The 16,401-nt window shown below is 72.3% G+C and carries 15 protein-coding genes and 1 other RNA gene; 12 read left to right on the top strand and 4 right to left on the bottom strand.

Annotated elements, in window-relative coordinates:
* The first annotated feature begins 253 nt into the window (after positions 1-253).
* A complete protein-coding gene (locus IF09_RS0127505) occupies positions 254-2,011 on the top strand; it encodes a serine/threonine-protein kinase (RefSeq protein ID WP_030300006.1) in 1,758 nt (585 codons plus the stop codon).
* Positions 2,012-2,161: 150 nt separating this feature from the next.
* Entirely contained in the window at positions 2,162-3,424 is a 1,263-nt protein-coding gene (locus tag IF09_RS0127500) for a serine/threonine-protein kinase (RefSeq protein ID WP_030300004.1), read from the top strand.
* A 58-nt stretch (positions 3,425-3,482) separates the two neighbouring features.
* On the opposite strand, the gene IF09_RS0127495 is transcribed toward IF09_RS0127500, so the two are convergent.
* Complete coding sequence (locus IF09_RS0127495; RefSeq protein WP_030300002.1) at positions 3,483-4,493, bottom strand: isopenicillin N synthase family dioxygenase; 1,011 nt, start codon at positions 4,491-4,493, stop codon at positions 3,483-3,485.
* A gap of 314 nt (positions 4,494-4,807) precedes the next feature.
* Between IF09_RS0127495 and prfB the strand changes: the two genes are divergently transcribed.
* Complete coding sequence (gene prfB / locus IF09_RS0127490; protein ID WP_030299999.1) at positions 4,808-5,917, top strand: peptide chain release factor 2; 1,110 nt, start codon at positions 4,808-4,810, stop codon at positions 5,915-5,917.
* Positions 5,918-6,006: 89 nt separating this feature from the next.
* On the opposite strand, the gene IF09_RS0127485 is transcribed toward prfB, so the two are convergent.
* Complete coding sequence (locus IF09_RS0127485; RefSeq protein ID WP_030299997.1) at positions 6,007-6,198, bottom strand: hypothetical protein; 192 nt, start codon at positions 6,196-6,198, stop codon at positions 6,007-6,009.
* A 237-nt stretch (positions 6,199-6,435) separates the two neighbouring features.
* On the opposite strand from IF09_RS0127485, the gene ftsE reads away from it, so the two are divergent.
* From ftsE to ssrA, 5 genes are all read left to right on the top strand, one after another.
* Complete coding sequence (gene ftsE / locus IF09_RS0127480) at positions 6,436-7,125, top strand: cell division ATP-binding protein FtsE (protein WP_030161344.1); 690 nt, start codon at positions 6,436-6,438, stop codon at positions 7,123-7,125.
* A gap of 16 nt (positions 7,126-7,141) precedes the next feature.
* A complete protein-coding gene (ftsX, locus tag IF09_RS0127475; RefSeq protein ID WP_030299995.1) occupies positions 7,142-8,074 on the top strand; it encodes a permease-like cell division protein FtsX in 933 nt (310 codons plus the stop codon).
* A 67-nt stretch (positions 8,075-8,141) separates the two neighbouring features.
* Complete coding sequence (locus IF09_RS0127470) at positions 8,142-9,347, top strand: S41 family peptidase (RefSeq protein ID WP_030299990.1); 1,206 nt, start codon at positions 8,142-8,144, stop codon at positions 9,345-9,347.
* An 18-nt stretch (positions 9,348-9,365) separates the two neighbouring features.
* Positions 9,366-9,851 carry an SsrA-binding protein SmpB gene (gene smpB, locus IF09_RS0127465; RefSeq protein WP_030161337.1) on the top strand — a complete coding sequence of 162 codons (486 nt, stop codon included), beginning with the start codon at positions 9,366-9,368 and terminating at the stop codon, positions 9,849-9,851.
* Positions 9,852-9,933: 82 nt separating this feature from the next.
* Positions 9,934-10,322, top strand: a transfer-messenger RNA (tmRNA) gene (gene ssrA / locus IF09_RS42430).
* Between the two features lie 71 nt (positions 10,323-10,393).
* Here ssrA and IF09_RS0127460 read toward each other — a convergent pair.
* On the bottom strand, positions 10,394-10,645 hold the full coding sequence (locus IF09_RS0127460) for a Txe/YoeB family addiction module toxin (protein ID WP_030299988.1): 252 nt from the start codon (positions 10,643-10,645) through the stop codon (positions 10,394-10,396).
* A 34-nt stretch (positions 10,646-10,679) separates the two neighbouring features.
* Positions 10,680-11,915, bottom strand: a complete 1,236-nt coding sequence (locus IF09_RS0127455) for an MFS transporter (protein WP_234321172.1) — start codon at positions 11,913-11,915, stop codon at positions 10,680-10,682.
* A gap of 84 nt (positions 11,916-11,999) precedes the next feature.
* Here IF09_RS0127455 and IF09_RS0127450 point away from each other — a divergent pair, with 84 nt between their 5' ends.
* The 4 genes from IF09_RS0127450 to IF09_RS0127435 all read left to right on the top strand — a co-directional run bounded on the left by IF09_RS0127450 (position 12,000) and on the right by IF09_RS0127435 (position 16,397).
* Positions 12,000-12,971 carry a LysR family transcriptional regulator gene (locus IF09_RS0127450; RefSeq protein WP_030299985.1) on the top strand — a complete coding sequence of 324 codons (972 nt, stop codon included), beginning with the start codon at positions 12,000-12,002 and terminating at the stop codon, positions 12,969-12,971.
* Positions 12,972-13,068: 97 nt separating this feature from the next.
* Positions 13,069-14,439, top strand: a complete 1,371-nt coding sequence (locus IF09_RS0127445; RefSeq protein WP_030299982.1) for a nitrate/nitrite transporter — start codon at positions 13,069-13,071, stop codon at positions 14,437-14,439.
* A gap of 126 nt (positions 14,440-14,565) precedes the next feature.
* On the top strand, positions 14,566-15,723 hold the full coding sequence (locus IF09_RS0127440) for a uroporphyrinogen-III synthase (RefSeq protein WP_037636139.1): 1,158 nt from the start codon (positions 14,566-14,568) through the stop codon (positions 15,721-15,723).
* A gap of 128 nt (positions 15,724-15,851) precedes the next feature.
* Complete coding sequence (locus IF09_RS0127435; protein ID WP_030299978.1) at positions 15,852-16,397, top strand: GNAT family N-acetyltransferase; 546 nt, start codon at positions 15,852-15,854, stop codon at positions 16,395-16,397.
* Positions 16,398-16,401 lie beyond the last annotated feature (4 nt).

Genomic DNA, 16,401 nt, shown 5'->3' with positions numbered 1-16,401 from the left:
ATCGCACCCCTCGTCCGCCCGGGGTGCGCATCCGGACATACGAGCCGGCGAAAGCCGGGGAAAGCCGAGGACTGCCGGGCAACCCCGGGGGAAAATCGCCCCCGGCATACCCCGGCAAACATCACTCTTCGTATATATGTGCGGCAACCAACCCCCGGCAGCCCGCGTCTTCCCCGGGGACACCCCCTAGAGTGGGCCGGAAAAACGAACCACGAAACGAACCACAGCAGGACGACAGCAGGGAGCGCGAGACGTGCGGCCAGTCGGCAGCAAGTACCTGCTCGAGGAGCCGCTCGGACGCGGCGCCACGGGCACCGTCTGGCGTGCCCGCCAGCGGGAGACCGCCGGCGCGGAGGCAGCCGTCGCCGGGCAGCCCGGCGAGACCGTGGCCATCAAGGTCCTCAAGGAGGAGCTGGCCCAGGACGCGGACATCGTCATGCGCTTCCTGCGGGAGCGCTCGGTCCTGCTGCGCCTGACGCACCCGAACATCGTGCGCACCCGCGACCTCGTCGTCGAGGGCGATCTCCTCGCCCTCGTCATGGACCTGATCGACGGCCCGGACCTGCACAAGTACATCCGGCAGAACGGCCCCTTCACGCCGGTCGCGGCGAGCCTGCTGACCGCCCAGATCGCGGACGCGCTCGCCGCCAGCCACGCCGACGGCGTGGTCCACCGCGACCTGAAGCCCGCCAACGTCCTGCTGGACGAGCGCGGCGGCCAGATGAAGCCGATGCTCACCGACTTCGGCATCGCCCGCCTCGCCGACTCCCCGGGCCTGACCCGCACGCACGAGTTCGTCGGCACCCCCGCCTACGTCGCCCCCGAGTCCGCCGAGGGCCGCCCGCAGACCTCCGCGGTCGACATCTACGGCGCCGGCATCCTGCTGTACGAACTGGTCACCGGACGCCCGCCGTTCGCCGGGGGCACCGCCCTCGAAGTGCTCCACCGCCACCTCAGCGAGGACCCGCAGCGCCCGGCGAACGTGCCCGAGCCGCTCTGGATCGTCATCGAGCGCTGCCTGCGCAAGGAGCCGAACGAGCGCCCCAGCGCCGAGAACCTGGCCCGCGGACTGCGCGTGGTCGCCTCCGGCATCGGCGTGCACAGCGCCCCCTCCGAGGTGGAGGCGGCTCTCGGCGTCGGCGCGCTGCTCGCGCCCGACCCCTCGCCCGCTCCGGTCCCCGAGACCCCGGGCGGCGCCGCCGACCCGACCCAGGCCCTGCCCGGCCGTAGCGCCACCGCGTCGCCGATGGGCGCGTACGACCCGAACGGCATGACCAGCGTGCTCCCGCCGATCGGCGCCGCCGACGCCACCTCGGTGCTGCCCAGCGCGGGCGGCCCCGGCGCGGACCCGACCTCGGTCATGCCCCCGGTGCAGCCGGACCAGCCGCACCCGTGGCAGTCGCAGATGCGGGCCGCGCGCGACCGCAACGAGCAGACGCAGATGCAGTACCTCGACCCGAGCGAGGACCCGCTGCGCCGGCGCCCGCAGCGCCAGGCACCCCCGCCGCCGCAGCAACGGCCGCAGCAGCCCCCGCAGTACCGGCAGGGCCCGCCGCAGCAGCCGTACCAGCCGCAGCGCCCCCAGCCGCCGCAGCACCAGCAGCCTCCGCAGCAGCAGCCGTACTACCAGCCGCAGCCGCCGCCCCAGCAGTACCAGCAGCCGCAGCAGCCCCCGTACCAGCAGCAGCCCCAGCGCCAGGCGCCCCCGCAGCAGCAGCCTCCGCAGGCCCCGCCGCCGCAGCGCGCCCCCCGGGAGCCGCGCGAGCCGCGCCGCCGCAGCGCCAACCCGGTCAAGATCCCGGGCCTGGGCTGCCTCAAGGGCTGCCTGGTCATGATCCTGCTGTTCGTCGTGGCGGGCTGGCTGGTCTGGGAGCTCACCCCGCTCCAGGAGTGGGTCGGCACCGGCAAGGGCTGGTGGGACCAGCTGTGGACCTGGGGCTCCGACATCGTCGACTGGGTCGGCGCGATCGGCGACGCCACGGGCGGCGGAACGGGCACCGGCACGCCCTGAACCGGGCCCTCGTAGCGCCGACTTCGTGGATTTGTCGACTTCTGGGACGTGATTTCGCCCCCAGAAGTGAAGGTCGCCGCGTTCCGGGGCGTCCAACCCCCACCCGGCCGCGTAGCTTTGGTGCGTACGCCAGCCGCTGAGGGAGCAGTCGTGGCACGGAAGATCGGCAGCCGGTACACCGCGCACCAGATCCTGGGGCGCGGCAGCGCGGGCACGGTGTGGCTGGGCGAGGGGCCGGACGGGCCCGTCGCCGTAAAACTGCTGCGCGAGGACCTCGCGTCCGACCAGGAGCTGGTCGGGCGCTTCGTCCAGGAGCGCAGCGCGCTGCTCGGCCTGGACCACCCCCACGTCGTCTCCGTCCGCGACCTCGTCGTCGACGGCAACGATCTGGCCCTGGTCATGGACCTCGTACGCGGTACGGACCTGCGCACGCGCCTCGACCGGGAGCGCCGGCTCGCCCCCGAGGCGGCCGTGGCGATCGTCGCCGACGTCGCGGACGCGCTGGCGGCGGCGCATGCGGCCGGGGTCGTGCACCGGGACGTGAAGCCGGAGAACGTCCTGCTGGACATGCAGGGGCCGCTGGGACCGGGCGGATCCCACCCGGCGCTGCTGACGGACTTCGGCGTGGCCAAGCTGATCGACTCGCCGCGGCGGGCCGCCGGGGTGCCGGGCGCGCGGGCCTCGGCCCCGACGACCCGGATCATCGGCACCCCGGACTACCTGGCGCCGGAGATCGTGGAGGGCCTGCCGCCGCGGGCTGCGGTGGACATATACGCCCTGGCGACCGTCCTGTACGAACTGCTGGCGGGCTTCACACCGTTCGGCGGGGGCCACCCGGGGGCGGTCCTGCGCCGGCACGTGACGGAGACCGTCGTCCCCCTCCCCGGGATCCCCGACGAGCTGTGGCAGCTGATCGTGGAGTGCCTCGCGAAGGCGCCGGCGTCGCGCCTTCGCGCGTCGGAGCTGTCGGTCCGGCTGCGGGACCTGCTCCCCCTGCTGGCCGGGATGCCGCCGCTGGACGTGGACGAGCCGGACGACCCGGAGCCCGAGCCGGAGTCGGCGCAGCCGGTGGAAGCCGGCGGCGGCCCGGTCCGCCGCCGCGGGGTGGTCCCGCTGGTGCCGGGCTCCGCGACGGACTCGAACCGGGACACGCACACCTCGATGCGGGTACCGGGGCCGGACGAGCTGGCCGGGGGCGCGCTGGGCACGGCCCGGGTCCCCCGCCCCGCGGGCGGCCACCGGCCGGGTTCGGCCCGCCATCGCGCGGAGACGGCCCGCAAGCGGCGCCTGGCGCTGACGGCCGGAGCCGTCGCCCTGGCGGCGGCCCTCGGCGTCGGCGGCTGGCTGGCCGCCTCCGGCGACGAGCCGCCACCCCCGCAGGACGGCAAGCACTCGGCCCCGTCGAAGCCGTAGCCGCCCTCTCCGCAGCCGCCCGTGCTGCGGAGGCGGCGCCCCGGTGGCCTGGCAGGGGCTACGTGCCCGAGGCGACGAGTTCCGGGTGCCAGCGGCGGGCCACCGCCGGGTGGGCCCGGGTCCAGCCCTTCAGCTCGTTGCGGCCGTACTCCGCGTGCAGCGGGTTCGACGCGTCGTGCGCGACCCCCGGCGCCGAGCGCAGGTACTCCCCGGGAACCGTCTCCACCACCGCGTCGAGCCGGGGGTTGTAGAAGAACGGCACCGAGTACCGCTCCACCGCCCCCGGCGGGCTGACCACCCGGTGGTCCGTGGCCACCAGGTACCCCTCCGTCGCGATCTCCAGCAGCTCGCCCAGGTTGACCACGAACGCACCCGGCATCGGCGGGACGTCCAGGAACCCGTCGCCCTGCCGGACCTGCAGGCCGCCCACCGAGTCCTGCAGCAGCAGCGTCAGGAAGCCGTAGTCCTTGTGGGCCCCGACCCCCTGGTCGGCGCCGGTCGGGGAGGAGCCCGGGTAGCGGATCAGCTTCGTGTGCAGGTGCGGCCGGTCCGCGAAGGCCTCGTCGAAGAAGTCGGAGGGGGCGCCGATCGACGTCAGCAGCTCCTGCAGCAGGCGGTGCGCCACCGCGGCCAGCCGGGACTGCCACTCCAGCACGACCGGACGCAGTTCCGGCAGGGCCTGCGGCCACTGGTTCGGGCCCTCCAGCCACAGGTACGGCGGGTCGTCGGGGCCCACCACCGGCGCCGGGCGCTCGGCGCCGACGTCCAGCTGGTCGCGCCAGTCGGAGGCCCCGCCGGTCAGCTCGTGGCCGATACGGGTGTAGCCGCGGAAGTGCGGCGAGTTCAGGTTGCTCACGGCGAGCCGGTCGGCCTCGGGCAGGGCGAAGAAAGCCCTGGTCAGCTCAAGGACGCGGGCGGTCTCCGCATCGGTGATGCCGTGCCCGGTCAGGTGCAGGAAGCCGGTGTCCCGGGCTGCCGCGTGCAGCTGCTTCAGGAAGTCGCCCCGCTGGGCCGGGTCGTCGGCCTGGGAGAGATCGATGACGGGAAGAGAAGTGTGCGCGGACGGCATGACGGCTCCGTTTCGGATGTCACGGGGTCCTGTTCCCCAAAGGGTGTCGGGGCAGCGGATGGGGAGGGCCGCCGGCAGGGATGGCGCCGGAGCCGCTTGGGCCGCGTACAGGACCAAGTCGGATCGGGGTGGATCAGGCTTGGGGATGGTCCGGCGGCAGACAGCTCGTCGTCGTGACACGCATGTGGTCCACATGGCGGCGCTTGACGAGGAGGAGAGTCATACCGTGAGCGTACGCCCGTTCCCCCGGCCACCAGAACGGGTGATCCGGCCTGCCCGGACAGTGCCGTCCGCGGACCGGCTACGCTGGACCCGTGGCAGTCGTCGATGTTTCCGAAGAGCTGAAGTCCCTCTCCTCGACCATGGGGTCGATCGAGGCCGTCCTGGACCTCGACAAGCTGAGGGCAGAAATCGCCGTGCTCGAGGAGCAGGCCGCCGCGCCGTCCCTGTGGGACGACCCGGAGGCCGCCCAGAAGATCACGAGCAAGCTTTCGCACCTCCAGGCCGAGGTCCGCAAGACCGAGACCCTGCGCGGCCGCATCGACGACCTCGCGGTGCTGTTCGAGCTCGCCCAGGAGATGGACGACGCGGACACCCTCGCCGAGGCCGAGGCCGAGCTGACCTCCGTCCGCAAGGCGCTGGACGAGATGGAGGTCCGCACCCTGCTCTCCGGCGAGTACGCCGAGCGCGAGGCGCTGGTCAACATCCGCGCCGAGGCCGGCGGCGTCGACGCCTCCGACTTCGCCGAGCGCCTGCAGCGCATGTACCTGCGCTGGGCCGAGCGCCACGGCTACCCCACCGAGATCTACGAGACCTCGTACGCGGAAGAGGCCGGCATCAAGTCGACCACCTTCGTGGTCAAGGCCCCGTACGCCTACGGCACGCTCTCGGTCGAGCAGGGCACCCACCGCCTCGTGCGCATCTCGCCCTTCGACAACCAGGGCCGCCGCCAGACCTCCTTCGCGGGCGTCGAGGTGCTGCCCGTCGTCGAGACCAGCGACCACGTCGAGATCGACGAGACCGAGCTGCGCATCGACGTGTACCGCGCCTCCGGCCCGGGCGGCCAGGGCGTCAACACGACCGACTCGGCGGTGCGCATCACGCACCTCCCGACCGGCATCGTCGTCTCCTGTCAGAACGAGCGCTCGCAGATCCAGAACAAGGCCAGCGCCATGAACGTCCTCCAGGCCAAGCTGCTCGAGCGGCGCCGCCAGGAGGAGCAGGCCAGGATGGACGCCCTCAAGGACGGCGGCAGCTCCTGGGGCAACCAGATGCGGTCCTACGTCCTGCACCCGTACCAGATGGTCAAGGACCTGCGGACGGAGTTCGAGGTCGGCAACCCGCAGGCGGTGCTCGACGGCGAGATCGACGGCTTCCTCGAGGCGGGCATCCGCTGGCGCAAGCAGCAGGAGCAGACCGCGTAAGGCGGCGAACGACGCAGGAAGGGCCCGGACACCCGAGGTGTCCGGGCCCTTCCCATGCCGGAATGTCATGATCGGGACGCGCGGGGAGGCTACGCCGCCTGCTGTGCCACCCAGGCCAGGGCTGCCACCAGGACCACCAGGAGCAAGATGAGCGCCATGGGGTTCAGGCCGGCGAAGGGGCCCTCCTGCTGGAGGCGCTGCCGGTTCGCCCGGCACACCGGGCAGCGGCCCTGACTGACGGGCGCGGCGCAGTTCGCGCACACGAGCCGGTCATATGTCATGCGCACTCCTCCTCTCGTCCCCTTGAACAACGCCTGACGGAACGAGTCCGTTCCCCTACCACTGTGCCAGCTCCCGCGACATTCGGCGCGGCCCGTCCGGGCAATCACGGACCTGCCCCTCCCGGACCAGGGGATATATCGGGCAACTCCGGACGCCGGGTCCCCACCCCCCGCCCGTTCGCGTATGGTCACGCACACCGACTCCGCACACCTACTCCCGGCGACCGTGGTGCACCCGTGATCCGATTCGACAACGTCTCCAAGTCCTACCCGAAGCAGAACCGTCCTGCACTCAGAGATGTCTCCCTGGACATCGCGAAGGGCGAGTTCGTCTTCCTGGTCGGCTCCTCCGGCTCCGGCAAGTCCACCTTCCTGCGGCTGGTCCTGCGCGAGGAACGGGCGAGCCACGGCCAGGTCCACGTGCTCGGCAAGGACCTCGCCAAGCTCTCCAACTGGAAGGTTCCGCAGATGCGGCGCCAGCTGGGGACCGTCTTCCAGGACTTCCGCCTCCTCCCCAACAAGACCGTGGCCGAGAACGTCGCCTTCGCCCAGGAGGTCATCGGCAAGCCGAGAGGCGAGATCCGCAAGGCCGTACCGCAGGTCCTGGAGCTCGTGGGCCTCGGCGGCAAGGAGGACCGGATGCCCGGCGAGCTCTCCGGCGGTGAGCAGCAGCGCGTGGCCATCGCCCGCGCGTTCGTCAACCGGCCGGCCCTCCTGATCGCGGACGAGCCCACCGGCAACCTCGACCCGCAGACCTCGGTCGGCATCATGAAGCTGCTGGACCGGATCAACCGGACCGGCACCACCGTGATCATGGCCACGCACGACCAGCAGATCGTGGACCAGATGCGCAAGCGCGTCATCGAACTCGAACAGGGCCGACTCGTACGCGACCAGTCGCGCGGCGTCTACGGCTACCAGCACTGAAGGGCTTTGAGACGTCATGCGCGCCCAGTTCGTCATGTCGGAGATCGGCGTCGGTCTCCGTCGCAATCTCACCATGACCTTCGCGGTCATCATCTCCGTGGCCCTGTCGCTGGCCCTGTTCGGCGGCTCCCTGCTCATGCGCGACCAGGTGAGCCAGATGAAGGGCTACTGGTACGACAAGGTCAACGTCTCGATCTACCTCTGCAACAAGAGTGACGCGGAGGACAACAGCGAGAGCGGGAGCAAGGCCTGCGCCAAGGGCGCGGTCACGCCCGAGCAGAAGCAGCAGATCGAGGCCGACCTGAAGAAGATGGACCTCGTCGAGACGGTCCACTACGAGTCCTCGGACGAGGCCTTCAAGCACTACAAGGAGCGCTTCGGGCACACCGCGCTCGCCTCGGTGATCACCCCGGACCAGATGCCCGAATCCTTCCGGGTGAAGCTGGAGCAGCCCGAGAAGTACAAGGTCATCACCACCGCCTTCGCGGGCCGCGACGGCGTGCAGTCGGTGGAGGACCAGCACCAGGAGCTCGACAACCTCTTCACGATGCTCGGCTACCTCAACCTGGCGGCCCTCGGCATCATGCTGATCATGCTGATCGTGGCCCTGCTGCTGATCGTCAACACCGTGCGCGTCTCCGCCTTCAGCCGGAGGCGGGAGACCGGGATCATGCGGCTCGTCGGCGCCTCCAGCTTCTACATCCAGGTCCCGTTCATCATGGAGGCCGCCTTCGCGGGCCTCATCGGCGGCGTGTTCGCCTGCGTCATGCTCGGCGCCGGCCAGTACTTCGTCATCGACCACGGCGCCTCGCTGCGCACCAAGATGGAGCTGATCAACTTCATCGGCTGGGACTCCGTCCTGACCAAGCTGCCGTTGGTGCTGGTCATCGGGGTGCTGATGCCCTCGCTGGCCGCCTTCGTCGCATTGCGCAAGTACCTGAAGGTGTGACAAGCGCCCCGTGTGAGGTCCGGCCAACCCGCCGTGCCCCCACGGGGCTTGTCCTAGACTCGGCGCCATGCCGGGTCTGTCCGCCTTCCGTCTCCGGCCCCGCGACCTGCGTTGCGGGGCCGTTTTGACGTTGGCCTTCATCGCCGCCGTCGGCACCGCGGCGGGCACCGGCTGCTGGGACCGCGCGGACGCCCTCGGGGCCGCCGGCGCCGGGTTAACGGCCGCCGGTACGCAGACCCCCGCGTCCGGGGGTTCCGAGGCGCCCCGGGAGGGCGGCACCGCCGACCGCGAGGCCGTCGCCCGTGCCGCAGCCGAAGCCGTCGCCGAGGGCAAGTCCGGCAAGAAGGCCGCCCAGGAGGTGGTCAGCCGCAGCGGCGACCGCTGGGGCATGGTCTACGACCAGGGCGAGTACGCAGCCTTCAGCGACGACCTCGACGGCCGCTGGACCGGCGTCGGGCTCTGGATCGAGAGCCGCAGCGACGACCGCATCGCCGTCGAGCGGGTGCAGCCCGGCAGCCCCGCCGCCCGGGCCGGCCTGCGCGCCGGGGACCGGCTGCTGAGCGTCGACGGCCACCCCGTCGCCGGCCTGCGCGTCTGCGACGTGGTCGCCCTGCTGCGCGGCGAGGCCGGCACCCCCGTCGTCCTGCGCCTCACCCGGGACGGCGTCGACCGCACCGAGACCCTGCGCCGCGAGCAGCTGCACACCGAGCCCGTGACCGTACGGGAGCTCCCGGGCGGGATCACCGTCATCAAGGTCGCCTCCTTCACCCGCGGCTCGGGGGAGCAGGTCCGGGCCGCCGTCCGCGCGCACCCGTCGGGCGCCGGCTTCATGCTCGACCTGCGCGGCAACCCGGGCGGCCTGGTCACCGAGGCCGTGACGGCCGCCTCCGCCTTCCTGGACGGCGGGCTGGTGGCCACGTACGACGTACGGGGGGCCCAGCGCGCCCTGTACGCGAGCCCCGGCGGGGACACCGCGAGACCCCTGGTGGCGCTGGTCGACGGCGGCACGATGAGCGCGGCGGAGCTGGTGACGGGCGCCCTCCAGGACCGCGGCCGCGCCGTGGCGGTGGGCACGAGGACCTTCGGCAAGGGAGCGGTCCAGATGCCGACGGAGCTCCCGGACGGCTCGGTGGCGGAGCTGACGGTCGGCACGTACCGCACCCCGGCGGGCCGCAGCCTCGACGGCGACGGCATCACGCCGGACCTCGCGGCGGGCGACGGCGTCGAGGAACGGGCGCGCACGGTATTGGGTGGCCTCGGGGTGGGTCCGTAGTGCGAAAATGACCGCACTATGGCTAAGGAAAAAGGGCGCAAGCTGATCGCCCAGAACAAGAAGGCACGGCACGACTACACGATCATCGACACCTACGAGTGCGGCCTCGTGCTCACGGGTACCGAGGTCAAGTCCCTGCGCCAGGGCCGGGCCTCGCTGGTGGACGGCTTCGTGTCGGTGGAGAGCGGCGAGGCCTGGCTCTACAACGTGCACGTGCCGGAGTACAGCCAGGGCACCTGGACCAACCACAGCGCCCGCCGCAAGCGCAAGCTCCTCCTGCACCGCGAGGAGATCGACAAGCTGGACTCGAAGACCGGCGAGACGGGCAACACGATCGTGCCGCTCTCGCTGTACTTCAAGGACGGCCGGGCGAAGGTCGAGATCGCGCTGGCGAAGGGCAAGAAGGAGTACGACAAGCGCCAGGCCCTGCGCGAGAAGCAGGACACGCGCGAGACGAACCGGGTGATCTCGGCCGTGAAGCGCAAGGAGCGCGGTCAGCTGTAATCTCCTGGCATCCCGTGGTCCACTTCGCGTACCATGGCGTCAGCACCGCCCCCCGGGGTGGAGCACCTTGTTAAAAAAACATGGGGATGATCGGTTTCGACAGCGGATGTCGATGCAGGGGAAGCGAGCCGAGGAAGCGGCAATGATCTCGCTAACCACATGTCGCAAAAAATAATCGCCAACTCCAAGAGCGATAACTCCCGCTTCACCCTCGCTGCCTAATAACAGTGAGCTGAAGCCTCTGTGAGGAGCGTCAGCCCGGAAGTGGTCCCGGTCCGGATCCTGGCGTCAATTAGGGATCTAAACCTCTAGCCCCGGTCACGGGGGTTGGAGGGAAACCAAACAGTGACTGAGCCCGTCGGAGACTTGTCCGTGTGATCTCCGGGGCCGAGAAAAGCGCAGCGGACTGCGCTCGGAGAAGCCCTGCTTCTGCACCGTTGGACGCGGGTTCGATTCCCGCCATCTCCACTCATCCCATGTGGGCGAAGGCCCCGCAGCCGGTCAGGCTGCGGGGCCTTCGTCATGCCCCGGGGCCGGCGGCGTCAGTAGCGATAGCGGGCCTTGAGGATCTCCACCTCTTTGTCGTCCGCCCGGTACACGAGGCGGTGTTCGTCGTCGATGCGGCGCGACCAGTAGCCCGACAGCTCGCCCTTCAGTGGCTCGGGCTTGCCGATGCCGGTGAACGGGTCCCGCTGGATCTCGCCGATCAGGCGGGTGATCCGGCGCGCCGTTTTCCGGTCGGCGGAGAGCCAGAACAGGAAGTCCTCCCATGCGGCGGCGACCTGGGGTGAGATCGGTCCGCACTGTGGGGCCGCAGGCTCCGCAGCCTCACGGCTGCGGGGCCTTTGGCATGCCCGCACTGCCGACGGCGAGGGCCAGGACGGCCGCGGCGGCCGGGAGGGCGTAGGGGGTGGTGGGGCCCAGGTGGTCGATCAGGGGGCCTGCCGTGGCCGAGCCCAGGGCTATGCCCGCCAGGATGGCCGTGACCGCCAGGGTCATGCCCTCGTTGAGGCGGCCCTGCGGGGTGACCGCGTGGATGCGGGACATCGCCGTGACCATCGTCGGGGCCGTGGCCATGCCCGCCAGGAGCAGGGCGCCGGCCAGCAGCGGGAGGGAGCCCGTGGCGGCTGCCGCCCAGGGGAGGGCCATCGCCGCGGACAGGGTGATCAGGCAGGTCCGCAGGCTGCGCGGGCGGAAGGCGCCGTACAGCAGGCCGGCGGCGCAGGAGCCCGCCGCCTGGAGGGCCAGGACGAGGCCGGTGGCGGCGCCCAGGCCGCGGGCCTCGAGGTGGGCGATCGAAGTGACCTCCATCGAGCCGAAGAGCACGCCCAGGGGGAGGAAGAGCGCCAGGAGGGGGCGTACCGCGCGGAGCGGGGAGGTGCCCCGGCCGGGCCCCGACACCGGGGGCTGCGTGGCCCGTTGTGACGTGAAGACGAGCATGCCGGTGAGCAGGAGGGCGGCCGCAGTGAGGGTGCCCGCCTCCGGGAACGCGGCCGAGCAGAGGAACGCCGCCACCACGGGGCCGAACATGAAGCACAGCTCGTCCGCGGCCTGCTCGAACGACATCGCCGTGTGGTGCGCGGCGGGGGAGTCGCGCAGCAGGTGGGTCCAGCGGGCCCGGGACATGCCGCCGATGTTGGGGGTGGTCGCGGTGGCGGCGTAGGAGGCGAACAGGGTCCAGGCGGGGGCGTGCGCACGGACGCAGAGGATCAGCCCCACCGAGCCGAGCACCGCGATCAGCGTCGCCGGGACGGCGATCCGGGCCTGGCCGTACCGGTCGACCAGGCGGGCCGTCCAGGGCGCGACCACCGCGGTGGCGGCCAGCCCGGTGGCGGTGACCGCACCGGCGAGGGCGTACGAGCCGCGCTGGCCGGCGATCATCATGACCGCGCTGATGCCGAACATGCCCATGGGGAGGCGGGCGATGAGGTTCCCGGCGGTGAAGGCCCGGGTCCCGGGGTGTGAGAACAGGCGTGCGTACGGGCCCCGGGCGCGGGGTCGGCGGCGGTGCGGGGCGGGGGCTATCACGAGCGTCGAGCCCGTCACGGTCATCAGCGGCGGCATGGTCCAAGGCTCCGGCGTGCGGTGCCCGGGCGTCCAACACCTGCTCCGGGGCCATTCACCCGCTTCCGTTGTTAGTCTCCTCGGGTGAATCCCCGTGATGTGGAACCCCGGCTGCTGCGCGGGTTCGTCGCCGTGGCCGAGGAGTTGCACTTCACCCGCGCCGCCGCCCGCCTGTACGTCGCCCAGCAGGCGCTCAGCCGGGACGTGCGGCGGCTCGAAGCGGCCCTGGGCGCAGGGCTCTTCGTCCGCACGACCCGCGCCGTCGAGCTGACCGCCGACGGGGAGCGGCTGCTGCCGCTGGCCCGGCGGGTGCTGGCCGCGCACGAGGCGCTCGCCGCCGCGTTCGCCTCCGCAGTCCCCCGGCCGCTGCTCGTGGACGTGAACACCGACGGGCCGAGCACCGCCCGTACGGTGCTCGAGCGGGCCCGGGAACTCGCCCCGGACTGCGAGCTGATGGCCCGCTTCGAGAGCGGGCTGACGTACGCCGCCGCCGAGGTCGCCGCCGGGCGACTCGACGTGTCCTTCGGGTACGCCCACGGGCTGGACCCGGCGCTGCGGGCCCGCCTCGCGCACCGGCCCGTACGGTACGAGCCGCTCGCGGTGCTGCTGCCCGTCGGGCATCCGCTGGCCGAGCGGGCCGAGGTACCGCTCGATGCGCTGGCCGGGGAGACCGTGTACGCGGGGGCCGGCAATCCGCGGACCCTGGAGTGGACCGGGCTCGCCCGCGAACTGTTCGCCGGGCGCGGGATCGCCCTGGCGCCGCCCGCCCCCGTCGCGATCGGGAAGGAGGAGTTCCGCCGGGTCATGGCCAAGACCCGCAATCCGGTGCTGGTCACCGTGGACTTCCTCGACCTGCCCGGGGCCGTGAAACGGCCGCTGGTCGATCCGCTGCCGCTGTCCCCGCTGTCGATGGTCTGGCGCAAGGGCTTCAGCCACCCCGGGCTCGACGCACTGCACCAGGCCGCGGCCGGGATCGCCGCCGAGCGCGGCTGGCTGGACGTACCCCTGGCCGGCTGGCGCCCCGCGGCGCTCACAGGCGCCCCCGGCGGTGGGTGAGTGCAAGGTTTCCCACCGGTCATCCGGCGGGGACCGGGGCCGAAACGCGCCGTTCCTACGGTCTTCACAACGGACGCGACAGCTGTGGAGGCGTGTGATGACCGGTACGACCGCACCGCGCAAGGGGGGCCGCTGGATCGAGCGGTGGGAACCCGAGGACGAGACGTTCTGGAAGGAGTCCGGGGAGCGCATCGCCCGCCGGAACCTCCTCTACTCCGTGCTCTCCGAGCACATCGGCTTCTCCATCTGGTCCCTGTGGTCGGTGATGGTGCTCTTCATGGGCCCCGCGTACGGGATCGACCCGGCCGGGAAGTTCTTCCTCATCGCGACCGCGACCTTCGTCGGCGCCTTCGTCCGGGTGCCGTACACCTTCGCCGTCGCCCGGTTCGGCGGCCGGAACTGGACGGTCGTCAGCGCCCTGCTGCTGCTCGCGCCGACGGTGGCCGCACTGGTCGTCATGGAGCCCGGGACCTCGTACGGGACCTTCCTGGCGGTGGCCGCCCTGACGGGCGTGGGCGGCGGGAACTTCGCCTCCTCCATGACCAACATCAACGCCTTCTTCCCGCTGCGCAAGAAGGGCTGGGCGCTCGGCCTGAACGCGGGCGGCGGCAACATCGGCGTGCCCGTGGTGCAGCTCGTCGCCCTGCTGGTCATCGGCACCGCCGGGGCCGGACACCCGAGGCTGCTCCTGGCGGTCTACCTGCCGCTGATCGTGACCGCGGCCGCGCTGGCCCTGCTGCGGATGGACAACCTGGCTCCCGTACGCAACGACGCGGGCGCCGTCCGCGAGGCGGCCCGGGAGGCCCACACCTGGATCATGGCCTTCCTCTACATCGGCACCTTCGGGTCCTTCATCGGCTACAGCTTCGCCTTCGGGCTCGTGCTCCAGACGCAGTTCGGCCGCACCCCGCTGCAGGCCGCCTCGCTCACCTTCATCGGCCCGCTGCTCGGCTCGCTGATCCGGCCCGTCGGCGGCGCCCTCGCGGACCGGTTCGGCGGGGCGCGGATCACCCTCGCGACGTTCGTCGCGATGGCCGCCGCGACCGGGGTCGTCGTCTACGCCTCCGGCCAGAAGTCGCTGTCCGTCTTCCTCGTCGGATTCGTGGCCCTGTTCGTGCTGAGCGGGCTGGGCAACGGCTCCACGTACAAGATGATCCCCGGCATCTTCCAGGCCAAGGGGCTCGCGCGGGGCATGGGCGCCGAGGCCGCCGCCGCGTACGGGCGCCGGCTGTCCGGGGCCGCCATGGGGCTCATCGGCGCGGTGGGCGCACTCGGCGGACTCGGCATCAACCTGGTGTTCCGGGAGGCGTTCTCGACCTCCGGGTCCGGGACGGCCGCCTTCGTCACCTTCCTCGGCTTCTACGCGGCGTGCTGCGCGGTGACGTGGGCGGTATACCTTCGCCGGCCCGCCCCCGCGGTGCTCCCGGCGGCCGGGGCCGAGGCGAAGCCGCAGCTCACCTCGGTGTAACGGCGGTTTACGGACACGAAATACGACGGAACCGAGCCTGACACGCCGACTTGACAGGCTCGGTCCCGTTCACGCGACACGTGATCGCGCGATGTGATACCGACCCACTGGGCAAGGCAGGTCACCATGGACGACACGCACACCGGCACCGCCCCGACGGCGGGCCCGCTGGCGGGATTCACCGTGGGAGTCACCGCAGCCCGGCGGGCGGACGACCTGATCGCCCTGCTGCGCCGGCGGGGCGCCACGGTCCTGCACGCCCCGGCCCTGCGGATCGTGCCGCTGGCCGACGACAGCGAACTGCTGGCCGCCACGAAGGAGCTGATCGGCTGCGCGCCGGACACGGTGGTCGCCACCACCGCGATCGGATTCCGCGGCTGGATCGAGGCCGCCGACGGGTGGGGCATCGGCGAGGATCTGCTCGCGCGGCTGCGGGCCGCCGAACTGCTCGTGCGCGGACCGAAGGTGAAGGGCGCCGTCCGGGCCGCCGGGCTGGTGGAGACCTGGTCCCCGGAATCGGAGTCCCTCGCCGAGGTGCTCGACCGGATGCTCACCGCCGGCGTCGCCGGGCGGCGCATCGCGCTCCAGCTGCACGGGGAACCGCTGCCCGGGTTCGTCGAGGCGCTGCGGGCCGGCGGGGCCGAAGTGGTCGTGGTCCCGGTGTACCGGTGGATGGCCCCGGAGGACCTCGGGCCGCTGGACCGGCTGCTGGACGCGGTGGCCTGCGGCGGGGTCGACGCGGTGAGCTTCACCTCGGCTCCGGCGGCCGCCTCGCTGCTGTCCCGGGCGGAGCAGCGGGGGATGGCGGAGGCGGTGCTCGCGGGGCTGCGGGGGGACGTGCTGTCGGCGTGCGTGGGGCCGGTGACGGCGCTGCCGCTGCAGGCGCGCGGGGTGGACACCGTGCAGCCGGAGCGGTTCCGGCTGGGCCCGCTCGTGCAGCTGCTGTGCCAGGAGCTGCCGGGGCGCGCCCGGGTGCTGCCGGTGGCGGGTCACCGGATGGAGATCCGGGGGCACGGGGTGCTCGTGGACGCGGAGCTGCGGCCGGTGCCGCCGGCGGGGATGGCCCTGCTGCGGGCGCTGGCGCGCAGGCCGGGGTGGGTGGTGGCGCGGCCGGAGCTGCTGCGGGTGCTGCCGGGGGCGGGACGGGACGAGCACGCCGTGGAGACGGCGATGGCGCGGTTGCGGGGGGCGCTGGGCGTGCCGAATCTGATCCAGACGGTGGTGAAGAGGGGGTACCGGCTGGCGCTGGACGCGGGTGAGTGCGCCAGTGGCTCCGCCGGCTGAACGGGCTCGGGTGCGGTGCCCCCGCCGGGCTCCGTCCCGGACCCCGCGCCTCGCACGCCGGCGGGGCCGGATGCGGCTCAGGCTCGGGCCGGGCTGATTTTCGTCTTCGGCGCTGCAATGATGCGGGCATGATCATTGACGGGGTGGAGATGCGGGGCGTCGAGGTCGGGGATGCCGGGGGGCTGGCCGATGTGCTGGCGCGGAACCGGGCGTACATGGCGCCCTTCGAGCCGTGGCGGTCCGAGGTGTTCTTCACCAAGGAGGGCCAGGTCGCCCGGATCGAGGCGCTGCTCGCCGAGCGCGACGGCGGTCGCCTCGCGCCGTACGTGCTCGTCGAGGCCGCCACCGGCGCGCCCGTCGGGACGATCAACCTCGGCAGCATCTGCCTCGGGCCCTTCCGCAGCGGCGGCGTCGGCTACTGGGTCGACCAGGCCTGGGCCGGCAAGGGGCTGGCCACCGCCGCCCTGGAGGAGGTCTGCCGGATCGCCCGCGACGAGATCGGGCTGCACCGCGTGGAGGCCGGGACCCTGGTCGACAACGTGGCCTCGCAGCGCGTCCTGGCCAAGGCCGGGTTCGAGCAGTACGGCCTCGCGCCCCGCTACCTGCACATCAACGGCGCCTGGCGCGACCACCGGCTCTTCCAGCGCCTCCTGCACGACGACCCGCCGCTCTAGAGGC

This window comes from Streptomyces katrae, from assembly GCF_000717655.1.
GTDB classification, from domain to species: Bacteria; Actinomycetota; Actinomycetes; order Streptomycetales; family Streptomycetaceae; genus Streptomyces; species Streptomyces katrae_B.
The sequence above is the reverse complement of the archived record's forward strand: the minus strand, read 5'-3'. Positions and strand labels throughout refer to the sequence as shown.